This is a genomic window from Delftia sp. DS1230 (assembly GCF_040112715.1).
Taxonomy (GTDB): Bacteria; Pseudomonadota; Gammaproteobacteria; order Burkholderiales; family Burkholderiaceae_C; genus Comamonas; species Comamonas tsuruhatensis.
In genome coordinates, this window is the sequence record NZ_CP157763.1 from 6024854 (window position 1) to 6045210 (window position 20357).

Genomic DNA, 20357 nt, shown 5'->3' on the forward strand with positions numbered 1-20357 from the left:
GGCTTGTTGTCCGGTACTAACCCTGATAGCGACGCCACATTCCAACCCAGGAGACATCCCATGCCCGCCCACGCCCTCTACGAACGCCACCGCCCCCTGCTCGACGACGCCCTGCAGGCCCTGTCCCGCCGGGGCCACTGGTCGCCCTTCCCCGAGGCGCCCTCGCCCAAGGTGTATGGCGAGACCGCCCAGGCCCAGGGCCATGCCGCCGTGCAGGCGCTGTTCGGCAAGGACTATCCGCTGCGCCAGCCCGGTGAACGCGCCCGCGTGGCCACCGAGCAATCGCCCTATGGCGTGGCCCTGGACATCCGCTACCCCGAGTGCGATGCCCAGGCGCTGGTGGATGCCGCCCAGGCGGCCGAGCCTGCGTGGCAGGCGCTGGGACCCCAGGGCCGCACCGGCGTGTTGCTGGAGGCGCTGACGCGCATTCACCAGCGCAGCTTCGAGATCGCGCATGCCGTGATGCTGACCACGGGCCAGGGCGCGATGATGGCCTTCCAGGCCGGCGGCCCCCATGCCCAGGACCGCGCCCTGGAAGCCATTGCCGTGGCCTGGAAGGCCATGGCCGACGTGCCTGCCGAGGCCGTCTGGGAAAAGCCCCAGGGCAAGCATGCACCCGCCGTGCTGCACAAGCGCTTCGAGATCGTGGGGCGTGGCGTGGCCCTGGTCATCGGCTGCGCCACCTTCCCGACCTGGAACACCTACCCGGGCCTGTTCGCCGCGCTGGCCACGGGCAACCCCGTGATCGTCAAGCCCCACCCCAACGCCGTGCTGCCGGCCGCGCTCACCGTGAGCGTGCTGCGCGATGTGCTGACCGAGCAGGGTCTGGACCCCAACCTCGTGACCCTGGCCGTGAGCGACAAGCCCGAATTGACCCAGGCCCTGGCCACGCACGCGGCCGTGGCGTCCATCGACTTCACGGGCGGCAATGCCTTCGGCCAGTGGCTGCAGTCCAACGCGCCGCAGGCACGCCTGTACGCCGAGATGGCCGGCGTGAACCTGGTGGTGATCGAGTCCACCGATGCCTACGCAGGCATGCTGCGCAATCTGGCCCTGTCACTGTCGCTGTACAGCGGCCAGATGTGCACCACCACGCAGAACCTGCTGGTTCCGGCCGGCGGCATAGAGACTGACCAGGGCCACAAGAGCTTCGAGCAGGTCGGCGCCGATCTGGCCGCCGCCATCGACCAGTTGCTGGCCGATCCCAAGGTGGCCTTCACCGTGCTGGGCGCCATAGGCTCTGCCCAGACCGTGGAGCGCGTGGAACAGGCCGCCACCGTGGGCCGCGCCGTGCGCGCCTCGCAAAAGCTCACCCATCCCGAGTACCCGCAGGCCGAGGTGCGCACGCCCGCGCTGCGCGCGCTGGACATGGCGGACGCCGCCATCTACGAGCGCGAATGCTTCGGCCCCGTCTCCTACCTGGTGGCCGTGCCCTCGGCCCAGGCCGCGCGCGAGCTGGCCGAGCGCAGCGTGCGCGCGCATGGCGCGATGACGCTGGGCCTGTACTCCACGGATGCGGCCTTCGTCGATGCCGTGGCGGCCTCAGCGCTGCGCTCGCGCGTGGCCCTGTCCATCAACCTCACGCAGGGCGTGATGGTCAACCAGTCGGCAGGCTTCTCGGACTTCCATGCCACGGGCGGCAATCCCGCGGCCAATGCCAGCTACACCACGCTGGCCTTCGTGGCCGACCGCTTCGTGGTCGTGCAGCGCCGGTGGTAAGGGACCGGGCCGAGCCTAGGCCTGGCGGGCCTTGCGCGGCTTCTTGCCATCCGGCACGCTGACCGCGCGCACGCCGCCGAAGAACAGCTGGGACACCATGGTGCCAATGGCGTCATGGTCCAGCGTGCCGCCCGGCTTGAGCCAGGTGAAGGTCCAGTTGATCATGCCGAACAGCAGCATGGCCAGGGGCTTGCCCAGGGCGCTGTCGGCGGGCTCGCCGCGCACCTGGGCAATGGTCTGTGCAAAGGCCGCGACCACGCGGCGCTCCACGTCCAGGATGCGCTGCTGGTCTTCCTCGCGCAGGAAGCGCACGTCCTCGGTCAGCACGCGGTGGGCATTCTGGGCCTGGGCGTACTCCTGGCCGAAGCCGCGGATCAGCGCATGCAGGCGCTGCTCGGGATCGGCATGGGCCTGCAGGGTGTCGTTGACCAGGGCTTCGAGGCGCAGCACATGCTCTTCGGCAATGCGCACGGCCAGGTCGTGCTTGTCGAGCACATAGTGGTAGAGCGTGGCCTTGGAGACGCCGCAGGCCGCAGCCACCTCGTTCATGGAGGTGCCCGCATAGCCGCGCTGCGCGAACAGCTGGGCGGCGTGGGAGAGGATCATTTCACGCTGGCCATCGTAGCCAGCAGGGTCACGTACGCGTGCCATGCGGCGGCGTCCTTTCGGTAGGTGTCGTTGCCAGGGTCCGCCCGTGCGGCCCGGGCCGGAATTATGGACGGCGCAGCGGCGCGCGCCCCCGCGATTACCAGTTTTCAGGGATATGCAAAGATGCGGGCTTCGCCCACAGTCGGGCAGCCATCCTGCCCCTTTTTACGCCCGCCGCTTCGCACGCCTTTTCCATGCCCGCCCACCTGCTTGTCCCAGAGTCCACGCTTCCGGCCCCGGTGCTGGTGGTGGAGGACGAGCCGCTGATCCGCCAGCGGCTGCAGTCCGTGCTGGGCCAGCTGGGCTACACGCCCGATGCCCTGCTGTTCGCCGGCTCCCTGGCCCAGGCCCGCGCCTGCCTGGCCGAGCCCGTGGCCCTGGCCCTGGTGGACCTGGGCCTGCCCGACGGCAGCGGCATCGACCTGATCGCCGAGATGCGCAGCGCAGACCCGGCCGTGGGCATCCTGGTGATCTCGGCCTGGAGCACGGAGGACGCCATCCTCGCGGCGCTGCGCGCAGGCGCCACCGGCTATGTGCTCAAGGAACGCGACGACCTGGAAGTGTCGCTGTCCATCCGCAGCGTGCTGCGCGGCGGCGCCCCCATCGACCCCTTCATCGCGCGCCGCGTGATCGCCGAGCTGCAGGGCGCGGCACCGGCCACGCCGGAGAGCAGCGGCACCGAGTCCACGCTGAGCGCGCGCGAAAGCCAGATCCTGCGCCTGGTGGCCGATGGCCTGACCAACCGCGAGATCGCCGAGCAGCTGCACCTGTCGCGCTACACGGTGGAATGCCACATCAAGCACATCTACCGCAAGCTGGCCGTGTCCTCGCGCACGCGCGCCGTCAACACGGCACGCGTGCGCGGACTGCTGGGCTGACGGCCATGGGCGGGTGGCGCCGGTGGTTCGGCCCGGTGCGGTGCCTGGCACTGGGCCTGGCGGTCCTCCTGTGCAGTAGCTGCGCCTTGGCCCAGGCCTGCCTGCCGCAGATCCTGTCCATCCAGTCCGCCAAGGCCGCAGGCCAGGGACCGCCGCCCATCGCCAGCGCGGTACGCGACTGGCACAACGTGACCCTGCCCGACCACTGGCTGGACCGCTGGCCCGGCTACAGCGGCGCCGCCTGGTACCGCATCGACTGGCAGCGCGGCTGCGCTCACCCCCCTGCCGCCGCTGCCACCGCTCCCGCCGCCGCCGATCCCGTGGCGCTGGCCCTGCACTCCATGGTCATGGCCGGCGAGGTCTTCGTGAACGGCGACCTGCTGTGGCGCGACCGGAACCTGGTCGAGCCACTGTCGCGCAGCTGGAACATGCCGCGCTTTTGGCTGCTGCCCGAATCCGCCCTGCATGCGGGCACCAACAGCGTGTGGATACGCGTGCACGGCCTGGCCGAGCAGACGCCCGGCCTGGGCGAGGTGCGCCTGGGCGAGCCCGAGGCGCTGCGCCAGTGGCACGCGCAGACCTGGTGGAACCAGCGCACGCTGTTTGCCATGAACATCGTGGTCTCGCTGGTGCTGGGCGTGCTGTTCGCCTTTGCCTGGCTGCAGCGGCGCGCCAGCAAGGCCTTTGGCTGGTACGCGCTCAATGCCTTCTGCTGGGCGCTGTTCCTGGCCAATATCCTGGCCACCGAGGCCTGGCCCTTCCCCGACACCCTGGCCGTGGCACGCGGCAACCTGCTGGTCTTTTTGCTGTTCAGCCAGAGCTTTTGCCTGTTCACCTGGCGCTTCGGAAAACTGCACCTGCCCCGGCTGGAAAAGCTGCTGTGGGCGCTGACGCTGGCCGGCATGGCCGCCGCCATCTTCGCGCCCTGGCCGCTGGTGGACGGTGTGCTGCACATCGGCCTGGTGTACTTCGGCATCTGCGTGGCCGTGTCGCTGCACTTTCCGCTGCACGCCTGGCGCACGCGCGAGCCGGGCCACCTGGTCTACGCGGCCTGTCTGCTGGTCTTCCTGTGCGCGGGCCTGCACGACATGCTGGCGCTCAAGAAGGTGATCGGCCCCGCCACGCCCTGGATGCCCTATACCGCACCGCTGACCATGCTGGCCCTGTCCATGGTGCTGGGCCGGCAGTTCGTGCTCAGCATGCGCCGCATCGAACAGTTCAACCAGGAGCTGAGCGACAGCGTGGCGCGTGCCTGCGACGAGCTTGGCGGCACGCTGGCGCGCGAGCATGCGCTGGCGCTCAGCCACTCGCGGCTGCAGGAACGGATGCAGCTGGCGCACGACCTGCACGACAGCCTGGGCGGCTCCCTGGTGCGCTCCATCGCCATGGTGGAGCAGGCGGGCACCCCCATGCACAACCGCCAGTTCCTGTCCGTGCTCAAGCTGCTGCGCGACGACCTGCGCCAGATGATCGACAGCGGCACCAGCGTCTCCGTCACCGTGCCGGACACGCCCCAGGCCTGGATCGCGCCGCTGCGCCACCGCTTTGCCAGCCTGTTCGACGCGCTGGACATGCAGTCCGACTGGCAGGTGCCGGCCGCCTGGCCGCAGCCGCCCGGTGCGCTGCAGTGCCTGGCGCTGACGCGCTTGCTGGAGGAAGCGCTGGCCAATGTGATCAAGCACAGCCGCGCCCAGTGCGTGCAGGTGCAGTTGCAGTGGCCCGAGCCGCATTGGCTGATGCTGCGCATCACCGACGACGGCGCAGGCTTTGACGTGTCCGCCGTGCAGCAGGCCGGCATGGGCGTGGGCCTGCGCAGCATGCAGGCGCGCCTGCAGCGCCTGGGCGGCCATCTGGACATGGATTCGGAGCCCGGTGCCACCGTGCTGGCCGCCTGGCTGCCCGTGCCCGGCGATCACCTGCACGACGGCACGGAGCAGGCCACCCTCAGCGCGAAAAGCGCCCTATCCCCGCACTGACGCCGGCCGGCGTCAGCACATCGTCGAAATACTCCAGCGTGAGCTGGTTGCCGTCGAACGTGGCCTTGGACAGGCTGCCCGGCGAATCGCCCTCGGGCACGAAGCTGAAGACCTCGCCATCCCAGTGGCTGAGCAGCATGCGCTGCGAACCCAGGCTGACCTGCAGTCCACCGCCACCCGTCTGCAGGCTGACCTGGGCCGGCCCGTAGAAGCGGTTGGCGTAGCTGCCCACATAGGCGCCCAGCGGCCGGGGCGGGCGGGGAAAGCTGGGCCGGGTCTTGCCCACCAGCTCGCCATGTGGCTGCATGATGGGTGCCAGCCGCTTGGTCCAGATGCTCTCCCAGTCCTGGCGCTGGCGGCCCCATTCGACCTGGTCCAGGAACTGCGAGACCACGATCTCGGGCACGCCGATGGGCATGCCGTTGGTCAGCACCACGATGCCCAGCTTGAGCTCGGGCATGACGGTGAAGCTGGTCGCGCTGCCCGTGCCGAAGGCGCCCGAGTGGCTGTAGGTGGTGCGCCCCGCCTCGGACACGCCCACGTTGAAGCCGAAGCCGTAGTAGCGCGCAGGCTCGCCGTTGCCGGCCGGCGACTGCAGCATCTGCGGCGACAGCGCCGTGCGCAGCGCCTGCGCATCGACCACCTGGCGGCCCTCGAAGCGGCCTTCGTCCAGCAGCATGGTCATCCAGCGCGCCATGTCGCGCACCGTGGAGCTGACGCCGCCGGCGGCCGACTGCGCATCGGGCCGGCGCACCGGCCCCGTCTGCCACACGCCATTGACGCGCAGGTGGCCGGCCGCGCGGTTGGCGCGCGCCTCGAAATCTGCAAACAGCGAGCTGGTCTGCGTCATGCCCAGCGGGCCGTAGACGGCCTGCTGCGACAGCGCCGCCCAGGACTGGCCCGCGATGGCGGCCACCGCCTCGGCGCCCGTGGTCAGGCCGAAGTTGCTGTAGGCGTACTGGGTGCCCACGGGCCGCAGCGGCAGGTAGCGCAGGCGCTCCAGGATCTGGCGCTGGCTGTAGCCCAGCTCCTCCAGCGCATCGCCGGCCTGGCCGGGCAGGCCCGAGCGGTGGGCATACATGTCGCCCACGGTGATGCGCTGGGCAGCGTCGGCATCCTCCAGCGTCCACCAGGGCAGGCCCTGCTGCACGCGCGTGTCCCAGGACACGCGGCGCTGGCCCACCTGCTGCGCCACCACGGTGGCGCCCACGGACTTGGAGACGGAGGCGAGCTGGAACACCGTGTCCGCATCCACGGCCAGCGACGAGCCCAGACGGCGCACGCCCATGCCCTGGGCATAGACCAGGCGCCCTTCATGCACGACCGCCACGGCCACGCCGGGCACGCCCGTGCGCCGCATCTGCGCGCGCACCTGGCCGTCGAGTTGATCGAGCGCACGCTTGACGCGGTCCGTCACGGGCGGATCGATGGGGTCGCCCCAGGACACCTCGCCGTTGCATCCGGCCGTGGCCACGGCGCCCAGGGCCGCTCCCAGAATATGCCGGCGCGCAAGAATCGATGAAGCCATGGGGTCTCCTGTGGTGCTGTCGTGAAGAACAAAAGGAAAAAGAAAAAGGGGCGGTTGTGCCGCCCCCCGTGACGATAGCAAAACGCGACGGGCCGAATCCTGCCCGGCATCAATGCCGCATCAATGCCGCATCAGTGCCGCGTCAGTGCTGCATCAGCGCGGATCCACCGCCGCGATGATGCCGCCGCCCAGGCACACGTCCCCGTCGTAGAGCACGGCCGACTGGCCGGGCGTGACGGCCCATTGCGGCTCGGGAAAATCCAGCCGGAAGCCCTCGGGCGTGGCGCCCGAGATCAGGGCCGGCGAGTCGGGCTGGCGGTAGCGCGTCTTGGAGCCGTAGGCCTTGCCCTCGGCGGGCGCGTGGCCGGCCACCCAGCTGACCTGGTCGGCCAGCAGCGACTGCGACAGCAGCCAGGGATGGTCATGGCCCTGCACCACGCGCAGCGTGTTGGTGTCCAGCTCCTTGCGCGCCACGAACCAGGGCTCATGGTCGCCGCCACCGCGCGGCGCGCCCTTTTCCTTGACGCCGCCGATGCCCAGGCCCGAGCGCTGGCCCAGCGTGTAGAACGACAGGCCCACATGCTTGCCCAGCTTGCGGTTGCGGTCGTCGAGGATGTTGCCGGGCTCCTTGCTGATGTAGCGGTTCAGGAAGTCGCGGAACGGCCGCTCTCCGATGAAGCAGATGCCCGTGGAGTCCTTCTTCTTCGCGTTGGGCAGGCCGATCTCCTCGGCAATGCGGCGCACCTCGGTCTTCTTCAGCTCGCCCACGGGGAACATGGACCTGGACAGCTGGGCCTGGTTGAGGCGGTGCAGGAAGTAGCTCTGGTCCTTGGCCGGGTCCAGCCCCTTGAGCAGCTCGAACAGCTGCGTGTCGGGGTTCTGGCGCACGCGGGCGTAGTGGCCCGTGGCGATCTTCTCGGCGCCCAGGCGCATGGCGTGGTCCAGGAAGGCCTTGAACTTGATCTCGGCATTGCACAGCACATCAGGGTTGGGCGTGCGGCCGGCCTGGTACTCGCGCAGGAACTCGGCGAAGACGCGGTCCTTGTACTCGGAGGCGAAGTTCACATGCTCGATCTCGATGCCGACCACGTCGGCCACGGCGGCGGCATCGACGAAATCGACATTGGACGAGCAGTATTCGCTGTCGTCGTCATCTTCCCAGTTCTTCATGAAGATGCCGACCACTTCATGGCCCTGTTGCTTGAGGAGATGGGCCGTGACAGCGGAGTCCACACCGCCCGACAGGCCCACCACGACGCGGTGTTTAGTCATGGCAGCGATTATCCCAGCGCCCTTCAAAGGCTGCGCGCCACGGGCTTTGCAGCCCTGCGCCAGCAGGAATAATGGCCCTCTTGCCCCCTAGGAAACGCCCGCATGCGCTACGACCTGACCGATCTGAAGCTGTTCATGGCCATCGCCCAGGCCGGCAATCTCTCGCGTGCCAGCCAGGCGCGGCACCTGACGCCCTCGGCCGCCAGCCAGCGGCTGCGCAATCTGGAGCAGGCCCTGGGCTGCCAGCTGTTCACGCGCGAGCACAAGGGCATGCGGCTGACCGAGGAAGGCCACGCCATGCTCGAGCATGCGCGCGGCGTGTTCGCCGCCATCGACGGCATGGAGGCCGAGGCCGCCCTGCTGGGCAGCAGCCTGCAGGGCAAGGCAACGCTGGCGGCCAACAGCTCCTCGCTGCACGGCTTCATCGGCCCGCACATCGGCGAGTTTCTGACCGCCTTTACCGAGGTGAACCTCACCCTGGTCGAGCAGACCAGCGAGACGATTGCCGCCAGCGTGGCCGAGGGCGAGGCCGACCTGGGCGTCTACGCGGGCGAGCCCATGGCGGGCGCCGTGGCCTGCGAGACCTTTGCGCAGGACCGCCTGGTGGTAATCGCCCCGCCCGGCCATCCGCTGGTGCCCCAGCCGGGCGAGAGGCCTGACGACGGCGAAGGCCCTTCCTGCCGGTTCTTCGACACCCTGTCCCATGCCTTCGTGGGCATGGCGCTGACCAGCAGCAACTACGCCTTTCTGCGCGAGCTGGCCAAGCGCCATGGCCGGCCGCTGCGCTGCCGCATCCACGTGGACGATTTCACCTCCATCGTGCGGCTGGTCTCGCAGGGCGTGGGCCTGGCCATCATTCCGCACAGCATCTACCGCAGGCTCGGCACCGCGCATGCGGTGGCCTGCCTGCCGCTGGAGGAAACCTGGGCACGGCGCCCGCTGCAGCTGGTGCGCTCCAGCGAACGGCCGCTGACGCCCACCGCGCAGCGGCTGCGCAGCTTTCTGAAAGGGCTGGCCGACAAGGCCTAGGCCCGGGTTCAGGGCTGGGGCTGGGGCTGGGCCTTGGCCTGCTTGCGTTCCAGGAAGGCATTCATGTGGTGCTGCGGCTCGCCCGTGTTGAAGGCCGCGCCGAACTCGGCCACGCTGTCGGTGATGGCCGAGTCCACGCCCATGCCTTCCCAGCGGCGCAGCAGGCGCTTTTGCTGGCGCAGCGCCTCGATGCCGATCCCGCCCAGCCCCTCGGCAATCTGCGCGATGCGCGCATCGAGCTGGTCGCCGGGCACGCATTCGTTGAGCAAGCCCCAGCGCTCGGCCTGCAGGGCGCCGATGTTCTCGCCCGTGAGCAGCAGCCAGCTGGCGCGCGTGCCACCGATCTGCGCGGGCATCATGGCCGCGTGGATCACCGAGGGAATGCCGACCTTGACCTCGGGCATGCCCACCACGGCATCATCGGCCGCGATGCGCAGGTCAGCCGCCATGGCCAGCTCCAGCCCGCCGCCCAGCGTATGGCCCTGCAGCCGGGCGATCACGGGCACGGGGAAATGCCGCACCGCGTTGCACAGGTCGCGCAGCCCGCTGATGAAGGCGCGTGCCGAGGCGGCGTTGAGCGACGCCATCTCGCGGATATCGGCCCCCGCCACGAAGGCGCGCGTGCCCGATCCGCGCAGCACCAGGCAGTGCAGATCGGGGCGCTCGGCCAGTTCGGCCAATTGCGCGGTCAGCGCGCGGATCACGGGTGTGCCCAGGATGTTCAGCGGCCCGCCGCCGGTGATGGTGAGCACGGCGGTCTGCGGGGTGGGAAAGGTCACTTGTGCATGCACGGCAGATCTCCTCAAAGTTTCTCGAATCCGATGTCGCGGATCAGCTGGGACCAGGCGCGGTTGGAGCGCTCCACCGTCTGCCTGAATTGCGCAGGCTCCTGGAAGTCCACGACGGCGCCCTGCTGCTCTATGGTCTTGATCAGCTCGGGCTTTTGCAAGGTCTTGCGCATGGCTTCGCTGAGCCTGGCAAGAATGGCGGGATCGAGCCTGGCAGGCGCGCCCAGGCCGTACCAGGACATGTCGTTCATGGGCTTGAGACCGGCCTCGGCATAGGTGGGCACGCCGGGCAGGGCCGGCAGGCGCACGGGGCTGGACACGGCCAGGGCACGCAGCTGGCCGCCTGCGATCAGCGCGCCCGAGGACGGCATGTTGTCGAACACCACATCGAGCTGCCCCGCCATCAGGTCGTTCAGCGCCGGCCCCAGGCCCTTGTAGGGCACATGGGTGAGGGTGGTGCCCGTGGTGCTGCCGAACAGCGCACCGCTCAGGTGGCTGAGCCCGCCATTGCCCGAGGAGCCGTAGTTGAGCTTGCCCGGCGCGGCGCGCGCCGCGTCGCTCACATCCTTGGCGCTCTTGTAGGCCGAGCCTGCGCTGACCACCATCACGCCCGGCACGTTGGCGATGTTGGTGATGGGGGTGAAGTCCTTCACCGGGTCATACGCGGGCTTGGCGTAGACGTTGGGATTCACGGCATGCGAGCTCTCCACCATCATCACCAGGGTGTAGCCGTCGGCCGGCTGCTTGGCCGCATAGGCCGAGCCCGTGCTGCCGCCCGCGCCAGGGCGGTTTTCCACCACCACGGGCTGGCCCAGCGTCTCGCCCAGATAGCGGGCCGCCACGCGCGCGATCACATCGGTGGCGCCGCCCACCGCATAGGGCACGACCAGGCGTATGGGCCGCTCGGGATAGCTTCCGGCCCCCGCCGCCCCGGCTGCCCCTGCCGCATATGCCAGCGGCAGCGCCGCCAGCGCGGCGGCTGCCACGGCGGCCTTCAGTGCTTTCATGCGTTTCGTCATCCTTGTCTCCTTCTTGGCTTGTCGATGTCTAGGGATTCAGAGGTCCTGCGGCGCCGCACCGAGCACGGGCGGCGGCGGCACCTGGGCGCCGCTGCCGGCCGGCACCATGGGGTTGCGCACCAGCTTCAGCGTGCCCAGCTGCGGGTGCTCCACCGTCTGCAGCATCTGGCGGTGCCGGACCTGCGGATGGGCGAAGACCTGTTCCATGGTGTTGATGCAGCCCCAGGGCACCTGGGCGGTGTCCAGCGCATCGGTCAGGGCCTGCAGCGGCCAGCGGCCCAGCGCCGCGCGCAACAGCGGGCGCAGCTGCGGCATGCCGGTCAGGCGCGCGGCATTGGTGGCAAAGCGCGCGTCCAGGTGCCAGTCCGTGCCCAGCACGGAGCACAGGGCGGCGAACTGCCCGTCATTGCCGATGGCCAGGATGAAATGCCCGTCTTCGCAGGCAAACACCTCGTAGGGCGCGCAATTGGGATGGGCGTTGCCCGTGCGGCGCGGGTTCTCGCCGCTGACCAGGTAGTTGGCCGCCTGGTTGGCATTCATGGCCACGGCCACGTCCAGCAGGGCCAGGTCGATGTGCTGGCCGCGCCCCGTGCGCTGGCGCTGCACCACGGCCGCCAGCACGGCGCTGGTGGCATACATGCCCGTCATCAGGTCCACCACGGCCACGCCCGTGCGCAGCGGGCCCGCGCCCTCCTCGCCATCGGCCACGCCCGTGTAGCCCATGAGGCCGCCCAGCCCCTGGAACACATAGTCGTAGCCGGGCTTGTGCGCAAACGGGCCGCTCTGGCCGAAGCCCGTGATCGACAGGTAGATCAGCCCGGGGTTGATGGCGGCCAGCGCCGCGTAGTCCAGTCCGTGGCGCGCCAGCGCGCCGGCCTTGTAGTTTTCCACCAGCACGTCGGCATCGCGGATCTGGCGCAGCAGCCAGGCATGCGAGGCCGGCTCGGTGAAGTCCAGCGCCACCGACTGCTTGCCGCGGTTGCAAGACAGGAAGTAGGCCGACACGGCCTCGCCACCGGGCGCCTGCACGAAGGGCGGGCCCCAGGCGCGCGTGTCGTCGCCCGTGCCGGGACGCTCGATCTTGAGCACCGATGCGCCCAGGTCGGCAAGGTTCTGGGTGCACCAGGGTCCCGCCAGGATGCGGGACAGGTCCACCACGCGCAGGCCGTCGAGGGCGCCGGACAATCCATGGGTTTGTTGCATGGACTCCATGCTCGCGGCATGGCGCGCGGTGGTCCATCGGTCATTGCTTCACGCAGCGTTCGCGGAAACTGCATGCCCCGCGTAGCGGATGGCTTCCTCCACCGTTTCCCAGATGAACCGGCCCGACGGGCTTTGCTGCTCCTCCACCACATGCGCCACCAGCCCGGCCGCACGCGAGATGACGGCAAAGCCGCGCATCACGGCCGTGGGCACGCCGATCTCGCCCAGCAGGGCGGCCACGGCCCCCGTGGCATTGATGGTGATGGGCCGGCCCGCTGCGGCGTCCACGGCGGCGGACAGGATTTCGAGCGCGCGGATTCTGCTGCCCGCCAGTTCGGGTTCGGCGCGGCCCATGTCCAGCAGCTTGTAGGCGCGCGGGTCCACGGGCTTGTGCAGGTGGTGGCCAAAGCCGGGGACGGGGCTTTTCAACGCCTTGTGGTGCTGGGCGATGGCGCGGGCCTCGGCCTCGGGGTCGGCGGCGGCGGCGATGCGGTCGAGCAGCGCGGCGCAGTTCTCCATGGTGCCCACGAAGGAGCTGCCCACGGCCAGCAGGCCGGCCGAGACGGCGCCCTGCAGGTTTTCGGGCGCGCTCATGTAGATGAGGCGCGTGGCGATGGCGCTGGGCGTGAGGCCATGCTCCATGAGCACGATGAGCACCACATCGGCGATGCGCAGGTCCACGGGGCGCGGCGTGCGGCCCAGGATCTGCATCAGCATCACCTCGGTGAAGGTCTTCTTGCCCATCAGGTCCTCGACCAGGTCGGCATCGCGGTAATGCAGGCTGGTGAGGGTGTGGGTGCACAGGCGGGTGACGGGGGGTTGGGAGGTTGCCATGGCCAGGGTTTCCTTGTGATGGTGTGCGGGATCAACGGGGCGCCAGCGCAAGCTCGCGCACGGCCGTCTTGAGCAGCTTGCCCACGGGCGAGCGCGGCAGGCTGGCGTGAAAGTGGATGCGCTTGGGTGTCTGCACGGGGCCCAGGCGCTGGCGCACGAAGGCGATCAGTTCGGCCTCGTCCGGCCGCTGGTCGGGGCGCAGTTCGGCGCGCAATTGCACGGCGGCCTGCACGGCCTCGCCCCAGTGATCGTCGGGGATGCCGAAGACCACGCACTCGTGCACGGCCGGATGCTGGCCCAGGGCGTTTTCCACATCCACGGGATAGACGTTGAAGCCGCCCGTGATGACCAGGTCCTTCAGGCGGTCCTTGAGGTGCAGGTAGCCCTGCGCATCGATCAGGCCCCGGTCCCCCGTGTGCAGCCAGCCGTTCACCAGGGTCTCGGCCGTCTTGCCGGGCAGGCGCCAGTAGCCGCTCATCAGCAGATCGCCGCGCGCCACGACCTCGCCCACCTCGCCCCGGGGCAGCAGGCGGCCGTCGGGCGCCATGATGGCCAGGTCGCTGAACCAGGTGGTCCGGCCCACGGAGGTCCACAGGCCTTCGTCCTCGAAGTCCTCGGGCCGCATGGCCGTGAGGATCTGCGGCGCCTCGGTCTGGCCATAGGTGGTGGCCAGCACGGGGCCGAAGAAGGCGCGCACCTGGCGGATTTTCTCGGGCGGCATGGCGGCGCCGCCGTAGATGAGGCGGCGCAGGCCGGGGAAGTCCGCACGGCTGGCGCCCGGCAGCGCCATCAGCATGTAGATCAGGGTGGGCGGCATGAAGCACACGGTGCCGCCGCGCAGGGCAAAGGCGCTGCGCACGGCCTCGGCACCCGCACCGTCCAGCAGCACATGGCAGCCGCCCTGCGCCAGGATGGGCAGCAGGTAGGTGGACGTGCCATGCGTGATGGGCGCGGCCATGACGTAGCGGTCATGCTCATCGAACCCCCAGGCCTGGATCTGGTTGGCAATGCCGGCCATCCAGGCGCGGCAGGGCTGCATCACGCCCTTGGGCAGGCCCGTGGTGCCGCCCGTGAACTTGATGGCCTGGATGGCATCGGCGGGCAGGTCGGGCATCACAGGCAAAGCGCCGGTCTGCGCCTGCTCCAGGGCCGCCGTGCCCTCGCCCAGCACCAGGTGGATGCCCGGCGCCCCTTGCACCAGTGCAGCGCCACCCGCATCGCACAGCACGATGGAAGGCTCGGTGGCATCGATGATGCGGCGCACCTCGGGCTGCGTGCTCTTGGGATTGAGCGGCACCCAGACCTTGCCGCTGGCCATCACTGCCAGCAGGGCGGCGACATGGTCTGCGCTGTTGCCCGCGCAGATGCCCACGCGGCTTTGCACGGCGGGCTCCAGCGCCTGCAGGCCGGCCGCCAGCGCGGCCACCTTGCGGGCCAGCGCGTCGTAGCGGATGCAGCCGCCCGGCGCGTCGATGGCGATGCGCTGCGGCCAGCGCTCGGCCGCGCGCCAGAAAAAATCAATGGGTTGCATGGGGGTCGTCTCCTTGTGGGGCGGTTGTGTTGAGCTTTTGCCGAACGTGTGCCGAACTACTGGGCGGTGGCGCCCGAGGCCTTGACCACCTCGCGCCAGCGCTTGATCTCCGACGCCGCAAAGCTGCGCATCTGCGCCGGGGTGCCGGGCTCGGGCGTGGCGGCCATCTCGCCCAGGCGCTGGCGCAGCTCGGGTGCGGCCAGGGCGGTGTTCAGGGCATGGTTCAGGCGCTCGATCACGGCGGGCGGCGTGCCCGCGGGGGCGGCCAGGCCGAACCACGACTGCACGTCGAATCCCGCATAGCCCGACTCCGCCAGCGTGGGCACATCGGGCAGCAGCGCCGAGCGCCGGGCGCTGGTGATGGCGATCGCGCGCAGCTTGCCGGCCTGCACATGGGGCAGGGCCGAGGGCGCGTTGTCGAACATGGAATCCACCTGCCCGCCCAGCAGGTCGGTGATGGCCGGTGCGCTGCCCCGGTAGGGCACGTGCAGCATGCGCAGGCCCGACAGCTGACGGAACATCTCGCCCGACAGATGGATCGACGAGCCGCTGCCCGACGAGGCGAAGCTGATGCCCCGCGTACTCTGCCGGGCGTAGCGCACATAGTCGGCCACGTTCTGTATGGGCAGGCGCGGGTTGACCACGAGGATGTTGGGAATCTTGGCGATCAGGCCGATGGGCTCGAAGTCCTTGACCGGGTCATAGCCGAGCCGGGGGTAGAGCGAGGCATTGATGGTGTTGGCAATGGTGTAGACATACAGCGTGTAGCCGTCCGCAGGCGCCCGCGCCACGGCCTCGGCGCCCACATTGCTGTTGGCGCCCGTGCGGTTGTCCACCACCACGCTCTGGCCCAGCTGCTCGCCCATCCGGGCGGCCACCAGGCGCGCGATCACATCGGTGGCGCCGCCGGCCGCGTAGCCCACCACGAGCCGCACGGGCCGGGCCGGCCAGGCCGCCGGCTGCGCCAGCACGGGCGCGGGCGCCAACGCCACGGTCGCGACGGTCGCGGCGGCCATGCCGGCCAGTGCGCAGGTGAAGGAACAGGCCAGCAGGCGCCGGCGCGCCCACGGATTGAAACGGGCAGGGGTTGTCATGTCTTGTCTCCAGGTGATCGTTCTGATGTCCGCTGATGTCTGCTCATGTCTGCCTGTGTGGGCTTTCGACGGCCTGCGGCACACTGCGCGCTGCACGCAGGCCCTTTTCTGCCCTGCCTGCAATCACCGGGAAATTCTTTTCCATGGCTTCGCGCAGCACCAATCCAAACGTCCGGCCAGCGGACATTCCACTCTCCGCCGACGATGCCGGCAGCCGCACGCTGCGCCGTGGCCTGCAGGTGCTGGACGCCGTGCTGGCCGCAGGCCGCGAGGGCCTGCGCGTCGCTGACCTGTGCCGCGCCACGGGGCTGGAGCGCGCCACGGTGTACCGCCTGCTGTCCACCCTGGTGGACAGCGGCTATGTGGCGCACAGGGGGCGCTTCGGCTATGCGGCCGGCCACCGGCTGGCGGCCACGGCCGCCAGCGCGGGCCAGCCCAACATGGCCGTGCGGCTGCAGCCCGTGCTGGAGCGCGTGAGCGCGGGCTGCGCGGACGCGGCCTTTGCCATCGTGCGCGAAGGCGCGGCATCGCACTGCATCGCCCGCCATGTGGGCACGCATCCGGTGCAGATCCTGGTGATCCAGGTGGGTACGCGCCAGCCGCTGGGCGTGGGAGCGGCGGGCCTGGCCCTGCTGGCCGCCCTGCCCGATGCCGAGGTGCAGGCCGCGATGGCGGCCAACGCGCCCGTGCTGGAGCAGTACGGCGGCATGACGCCCGAGCGCATGGCCCTGCTGGTGAAGGCCACGCGCCAGCGCGGCTGGTCCGTCATCGGCAACCACGCCACGCGCGGCGTGCTGGCCGTGGGCATGGCGGTGCGCAATGCCGAAGGCGAGCCCGTGGCCGCCGTCAGCGTGGCCTCCACGCTGGAGCGCATGCCCGGCGAGCGCCAGAAGCTGATTGCGCGCTCGATAGGCGAGGCCCTGGCGGCCCTGCTGCCGCGCGGCATCTGAGGCCAAGCCCCGGTCTGCACCGACAATCGGCGCTGCACACCACAAGCGCCGCCCCCATGGAACTGAGACAACTCCGCTACTTCGTCCGCATCGTCGAACTGGGCTCCATGAGCCGCGCCGCCCTGGACCTGGACATGGTCCAGTCCGCGCTGAGCCAGCAGGTCAGCCGCCTGGAAAGCGAGCTGTCCACCCGGCTGCTGCAGCGCACGCCGCGCGGCGTGGTGCCCACCGAGGCGGGCGTGGCCTTCTTCCGCGAGGCCCAGCTCACGCTGCGCCATGCCGAGCAGGCCGTGCGCAGCGCGCAGCAGGCGCGGCTGTCGGGCTCGGTCAGCGTGGGCCTGGCGCCCACCACCTCCGCCATGCTGGGCCTGCCCATGATGCAGGCCATGCGCACGCGCTACCCCGATGTGCGCCTGCACATGGTGGAGGGCATGTCCGGCCACCTGACCGACATGCTCAATGCGCGCGCGCTGGACATGGCCGTGCTGTTCGACGCCCGCCTGCACGGCGGTCAGGCCCGCGCAGGCGGGCGGCGCTGGCAGGTGCACCCGCTGATCGAGGAGGAGCTGTTCCTGATCCGCGCGCGCGGCCACCACCCCGAGCCGCTGCCGCCGCAGATGGCGCTGGCCGACCTGGCCGGCGAATCGCTGATCCTGCCCACGGGCCTGCACGGCCTGCGCAGCACGCTGGACACGGCCTTCTCGCAGGCGCGCTTCACGCCGCATCTGGTGCTGGAGGTGGATTCGCTGTCCATGGTCATGGCGGCCGTGGATGCGGGCCTGGGCAGCACGGTGCAGCCCTGGGCCTCCATGGGCCGCTATGCCGATGCCGCGCAGCGCTTCGAGTGGTCGCGTATCACGGACAAAGATGCCCTGCGCACCAACTTGCTGTGCAGCCTGTCCGAGGATGAGCTGTCGCCCGCCGCCCTGGCCGCGCGCGTGGTGCTGATCGACTGCGTGCGCCAGCTGCTGCGCGGCGGCGCCTGGGCCGGCACGGCCCTCATCCATCACGAAGACTGATACCCCCATGCCGGCGGGCCCCTGCCCGCCGGGCGGCGTTCTCCCTACATTCGCAATCCCCACGATGGCGAATGCAAGGAGAACTCCATGGACCCCGATGTCCTGGTCATAGGCGGCGGCAATGCCGCCCTGTGCGCGGCCCTGATGGCGCGCGAGGCAGGCCGCAGCGTGCTGCTGCTGGAGGCGGCGCCGCGCGACTGGCGCGGCGGCAATTCCGGCCACACGCGCAACCTGCGCTGCATGCACGACGCGCCCCAGGACGTGCTGGTCGAGGCCTACCCCGAAGAGGAGTTCTGGCAGGACCTGCTCAAGGTCACGGGCGGCATCACCAACGAGCACCTGGCGCGCATGGTGATCCGCGCCTCCTCCACCTGCCGCGACTGGATGCGCCGCCACGGCGTGCATTTCCAGCCGCCGCTGTCGGGCGCTTTGCACGTGGCGCGCACCAATGCCTTCTTCATGGGCGGCGGCAAGGCCCTGGTCAATGCCTACTACCGCAGCGCCGAACGGCTGGGCGTGCAGGTGCGCTACGCGTCGCCCGTGGACCGGCTGGAGATCGAGGGCGGCGAGTTCAAGGCCGCCTGGGTGGGCGCGCAGCGCATCACCGCAAAGACCTGCGTGCTGGCGGCGGGCGGCTTCGAGTCCAACCGCGAGTGGCTGCGCGAAGCCTGGGGGCAGAACGCGCGCGGCGAATGGCCGTCCGACAACTTCCTGATCCGCGGCACGGCCTTCAACCGCGGCGTGCTGCTGCGCCACCTGCTCGAAGACCATGGCGCCGACCGCATCGGCGACCCCACCCAGGCCCACATGGTGGCCATCGATGCGCGCGCGCCGCTGTACGACGGCGGCATCTGCACGCGCATCGACTGCGTCTCGCTGGGCGTGGTGGTCAACCGCGAGGCCGAGCGCTTCTATGACGAGGGCGAGGACTTCTGGCCCAAGCGCTATGCCATCTGGGGCCGCCTGGTGGCCCAGCAGCCGGGCCAGACCGCCTGGTCCGTCATCGACGCCAAGGCCATAGGCCGCTTCATGCCGCCGGTCTTCCCGGGCGTGCGCGCCGACTCCCTGCCCGAGCTGGCACGCAAGCTGGGCCTGGACGAAAACCGCTTCATGCAGACCCTGGATGCCTACAACGGCGCCTGCCGCGTCGGCCACTTCGACCACACGGCGCTGGACGACTGCCATACCGAGGGCCTGGCCCCCGCCAAGACCCACTGGGCCCGCCCCATCGACACGGCGCCCTTCTACGGCTACCAGCTGCGCCCCGGCGTGACCTTCACCTACCTGGGCCTGGAGACCGACGACACGGCGGCCGTGCGCTTTGCCGGCCAGCCCAGCACCAACCTGTTCGTGGCCGGCGAAATGATGGCCGGCAACGTGCTGGGCAAGGGCTATACGGCCGGCGTGGGCATGTCCATCGGCACGGCCTTCGGCCGCATCGCGGGCCGCAACGCGGCCCTTGCCGCCGCCGGACAACCCGCCGTGCGCGGCGCAGTGAGATGAAGACCCCCCTGAGTCGCTGCGCGCCATCCCCCAAGGGGGACGACAGCCTCGCTGCGGGGCGGCCCTTGCTCGCTGTCCCTGGTCAGGAGCAGGCCTACTTCAAGCGCTGCGGGCGGCAAGCCAACCCCATGGACGACACATATGCAAAACACAATTAGCGCCCTGGCCCAAGAAGCCCAGGACCTGGCCGCAGGCCGGGTCATCCCCATCCTGCCGGTCTCCACCGAAACGGCCGCCGAAGGCGAGGTGGCGCGTGCCCTGCAGATCTGCAACGCCTGCCGCTACTGCGAAGGCTTTTGCGCGGTCTTCCCGGCCATGACGCGGCGCCTGGAGTTCGGCAAGGCCGATGTGCACTACCTGGCCAACCTGTGCCACAACTGCGGCGCCTGCCTGCATGCCTGCCAGTACGCGCCGCCGCATGAATTCGCCATCAACATCCCCAAGGCCATGGCCGAGGTGCGCGGCCAGACCTATGCCGACTACGCCTGGCCACCCGCCCTGGGGCGCCTGTACCAGAGGAACGGGCTCACGCTGTCGCTGGCCCTGGCCGCAGGCCTGTCGCTGTTCCTGGTGCTGGCCGTGGCCCTGCAGGGCGGCCCGGGCCGGCTGTGGGGCGCCGACCTGGGCGCCAACTTCTACAACCTGTTCCCGCACAACCTGCTGGTGGGCATCTTCGCGCCCGTGTTCCTGTTCGTGGTGCTGGCGCTGGCCATGGGCGTGCGCCGCTTCTGGAAGGACGTCAAGCCCGCCACCGGCGGCGTGGACGTGGGCACGCCGGCGGCGGCCGAGGCCGCGCAGGACGTGCTGCGCCTCAAATACCTGGACGGCGGCCACGGCGAGGGCTGCCACAACGACGACGATGCCTACACCCTGAGCCGCAGGCGTTTTCACCACCTGACCTTCTACGGATTCATGCTGTGCTTTGCGGCCACGGCGCTGGCCACGGTCTACCACTACGTGTTCGGCTGGGCCGCGCCCTACGAATTCCCCAGCCTGCCCAAGCTGCTGGGCGCCGTGGGCGGCACCAGCCTCATGCTGGGCACCGCAGGCCTGTGGCGCCTGAACCGCAGGCGCCACCCGCTGCATGGCGACGCGCGCCAGAAACCCATGGACCTGGGCTTCATCGCCCTGCTGTTCCTGGTCGCGGCCAGCGGCATGGCGCTGTGGCTGGGCCGCGGCACGCCGGCCCTGGCCCTGCTGCTGTGCCTGCACCTGGGCGCGGTGATCGCCCTGTTCGCCACCCTGCCCTACGGCAAGTTCGCGCACGGCGTGTTCCGCACGGCATCCCTGCTGCGCCACAACACCGAAAAGCGCCAGCCCAGCCCCATCGGGCTGGGTGCCGACTAGCCGCATCCGCCCCGATTCC

Annotated in this window: 17 protein-coding genes; 8 read left to right on the top strand and 9 right to left on the bottom strand. The window is 70.1% G+C overall.

All coding sequences use genetic code 11. From position 1 onward, the window contains the following. Positions 1–60: 60 nt before the first annotated feature. The gene (gene paaN / locus AAN986_RS27145) at positions 61–1719 is read left to right on the top strand and encodes a phenylacetic acid degradation protein PaaN (RefSeq protein WP_047219073.1); all 1659 of its coding nucleotides are present in this window, start codon (positions 61–63) and stop codon (positions 1717–1719) included. A 15-nt stretch (positions 1720–1734) separates the two neighbouring features. Here paaN and AAN986_RS27150 read toward each other — a convergent pair whose 3' ends face one another. Next, positions 1735–2370, bottom strand: coding sequence for a TetR/AcrR family transcriptional regulator (locus AAN986_RS27150; protein WP_012202739.1), 636 nt, complete (start codon positions 2368–2370; stop codon positions 1735–1737). A 191-nt stretch (positions 2371–2561) separates the two neighbouring features. Here AAN986_RS27150 and AAN986_RS27155 point away from each other — a divergent pair, with 191 nt between their 5' ends. Next, entirely contained in the window at positions 2562–3245 is a 684-nt protein-coding gene (locus AAN986_RS27155; protein ID WP_013804635.1) for a response regulator transcription factor, read from the top strand. A gap of 5 nt (positions 3246–3250) precedes the next feature. Then, entirely contained in the window at positions 3251–5221 is a 1971-nt protein-coding gene (locus tag AAN986_RS27160; protein ID WP_047219072.1) for a 7TM diverse intracellular signaling domain-containing protein, read from the top strand. Here AAN986_RS27160 and AAN986_RS27165 read toward each other — a convergent pair. Both AAN986_RS27165 and mnmA read right to left on the bottom strand, forming a co-directional pair. Further along, a complete protein-coding gene (locus AAN986_RS27165) occupies positions 5190–6749 on the bottom strand; it encodes a serine hydrolase (RefSeq protein ID WP_047219071.1) in 1560 nt (519 codons plus the stop codon). The genes AAN986_RS27160 and AAN986_RS27165 overlap by 32 nt on opposite strands. Before the next feature lie 153 nt (positions 6750–6902). Then, entirely contained in the window at positions 6903–8021 is a 1119-nt protein-coding gene (gene mnmA / locus AAN986_RS27170) for a tRNA 2-thiouridine(34) synthase MnmA (RefSeq protein ID WP_047219070.1), read from the bottom strand. A gap of 102 nt (positions 8022–8123) precedes the next feature. On the opposite strand from mnmA, the gene AAN986_RS27175 reads away from it, so the two are divergent. Next, positions 8124–9050, top strand: a complete 927-nt coding sequence (locus tag AAN986_RS27175; RefSeq protein ID WP_047219069.1) for a LysR family transcriptional regulator — start codon at positions 8124–8126, stop codon at positions 9048–9050. An 8-nt stretch (positions 9051–9058) separates the two neighbouring features. Here the strand turns inward: AAN986_RS27175 and AAN986_RS27180 are convergent, their stop codons facing one another. The 6 genes from AAN986_RS27180 to AAN986_RS27205 are packed head-to-tail and all read right to left on the bottom strand — an operon-like array spanning position 9059 to position 15519. Beyond that, positions 9059–9841 (bottom strand): enoyl-CoA hydratase, encoded by a 783-nt coding sequence (locus AAN986_RS27180; RefSeq protein ID WP_047219068.1) that lies wholly within the window; start codon positions 9839–9841, stop codon positions 9059–9061. A gap of 11 nt (positions 9842–9852) precedes the next feature. Continuing rightward, positions 9853–10857: a tripartite tricarboxylate transporter substrate binding protein gene (locus AAN986_RS27185; RefSeq protein ID WP_047219067.1), complete on the bottom strand. Its 1005-nt coding sequence runs from the start codon at positions 10855–10857 to the stop codon at positions 9853–9855. Positions 10858–10893: 36 nt separating this feature from the next. Then, positions 10894–12060: a CoA transferase gene (locus AAN986_RS27190; RefSeq protein WP_206424548.1), complete on the bottom strand. Its 1167-nt coding sequence runs from the start codon at positions 12058–12060 to the stop codon at positions 10894–10896. 48 nt (positions 12061–12108) lie between these two features. Next, positions 12109–12894 carry a citryl-CoA lyase gene (locus AAN986_RS27195; protein WP_047219065.1) on the bottom strand — a complete coding sequence of 262 codons (786 nt, stop codon included), beginning with the start codon at positions 12892–12894 and terminating at the stop codon, positions 12109–12111. A 31-nt stretch (positions 12895–12925) separates the two neighbouring features. Continuing rightward, complete coding sequence (locus AAN986_RS27200; protein WP_047219064.1) at positions 12926–14425, bottom strand: AMP-binding protein; 1500 nt, start codon at positions 14423–14425, stop codon at positions 12926–12928. 56 nt (positions 14426–14481) lie between these two features. Continuing rightward, on the bottom strand, positions 14482–15519 hold the full coding sequence (locus AAN986_RS27205; protein WP_047219063.1) for a tripartite tricarboxylate transporter substrate binding protein: 1038 nt from the start codon (positions 15517–15519) through the stop codon (positions 14482–14484). 143 nt (positions 15520–15662) lie between these two features. Here AAN986_RS27205 and AAN986_RS27210 point away from each other — a divergent pair, with 143 nt between their 5' ends. The 4 genes from AAN986_RS27210 (at position 15663) to tcuB (ending at position 20338) form a co-directional block, all read left to right on the top strand. Beyond that, positions 15663–16469 carry an IclR family transcriptional regulator C-terminal domain-containing protein gene (locus tag AAN986_RS27210; protein ID WP_034366431.1) on the top strand — a complete coding sequence of 269 codons (807 nt, stop codon included), beginning with the start codon at positions 15663–15665 and terminating at the stop codon, positions 16467–16469. Positions 16470–16525: 56 nt separating this feature from the next. Continuing rightward, positions 16526–17488 carry a LysR substrate-binding domain-containing protein gene (locus AAN986_RS27215; protein ID WP_047219062.1) on the top strand — a complete coding sequence of 321 codons (963 nt, stop codon included), beginning with the start codon at positions 16526–16528 and terminating at the stop codon, positions 17486–17488. A gap of 87 nt (positions 17489–17575) precedes the next feature. After that, positions 17576–18991, top strand: a complete 1416-nt coding sequence (gene tcuA, locus AAN986_RS27220) for an FAD-dependent tricarballylate dehydrogenase TcuA (protein ID WP_016449567.1) — start codon at positions 17576–17578, stop codon at positions 18989–18991. 141 nt (positions 18992–19132) lie between these two features. Next, complete coding sequence (gene tcuB, locus AAN986_RS27225; protein WP_047219061.1) at positions 19133–20338, top strand: tricarballylate utilization 4Fe-4S protein TcuB; 1206 nt, start codon at positions 19133–19135, stop codon at positions 20336–20338. Positions 20339–20357 lie beyond the last annotated feature (19 nt).

Bases quoted from the DNA above. Each gene is read 5' to 3' on its own strand.
- AAN986_RS27195 (WP_047219065.1), bottom strand. From the start codon at position 12,894: ATGGCAACCTCCCAACCCCCCGTCACCCGCCTGTGCACCCACACCCTC.
- AAN986_RS27200 (WP_047219064.1), bottom strand. From the start codon at position 14,425: ATGCAACCCATTGATTTTTTCTGGCGCGCGGCCGAGCGCTGGCCGCAG.
- AAN986_RS27165 (WP_047219071.1), bottom strand. From the start codon at position 6,749: ATGGCTTCATCGATTCTTGCGCGCCGGCATATTCTGGGAGCGGCCCTG.
- AAN986_RS27155 (WP_013804635.1), top strand. From the start codon at position 2,562: ATGCCCGCCCACCTGCTTGTCCCAGAGTCCACGCTTCCGGCCCCGGTG.
- AAN986_RS27210 (WP_034366431.1), top strand. From the start codon at position 15,663: ATGGCTTCGCGCAGCACCAATCCAAACGTCCGGCCAGCGGACATTCCA.
- mnmA (WP_047219070.1), bottom strand. From the start codon at position 8,021: ATGACTAAACACCGCGTCGTGGTGGGCCTGTCGGGCGGTGTGGACTCC.
- tcuB (WP_047219061.1), top strand. From the start codon at position 19,133: ATGCAAAACACAATTAGCGCCCTGGCCCAAGAAGCCCAGGACCTGGCC.
- tcuA (WP_016449567.1), top strand. From the start codon at position 17,576: ATGGACCCCGATGTCCTGGTCATAGGCGGCGGCAATGCCGCCCTGTGC.
- AAN986_RS27205 (WP_047219063.1), bottom strand. From the start codon at position 15,519: ATGACAACCCCTGCCCGTTTCAATCCGTGGGCGCGCCGGCGCCTGCTG.
- AAN986_RS27215 (WP_047219062.1), top strand. From the start codon at position 16,526: ATGGAACTGAGACAACTCCGCTACTTCGTCCGCATCGTCGAACTGGGC.
- AAN986_RS27150 (WP_012202739.1), bottom strand. From the start codon at position 2,370: ATGGCACGCGTACGTGACCCTGCTGGCTACGATGGCCAGCGTGAAATG.
- AAN986_RS27175 (WP_047219069.1), top strand. From the start codon at position 8,124: ATGCGCTACGACCTGACCGATCTGAAGCTGTTCATGGCCATCGCCCAG.
- AAN986_RS27185 (WP_047219067.1), bottom strand. From the start codon at position 10,857: ATGACGAAACGCATGAAAGCACTGAAGGCCGCCGTGGCAGCCGCCGCG.
- AAN986_RS27160 (WP_047219072.1), top strand. From the start codon at position 3,251: ATGGGCGGGTGGCGCCGGTGGTTCGGCCCGGTGCGGTGCCTGGCACTG.
- AAN986_RS27190 (WP_206424548.1), bottom strand. From the start codon at position 12,060: ATGCAACAAACCCATGGATTGTCCGGCGCCCTCGACGGCCTGCGCGTG.
- paaN (WP_047219073.1), top strand. From the start codon at position 61: ATGCCCGCCCACGCCCTCTACGAACGCCACCGCCCCCTGCTCGACGAC.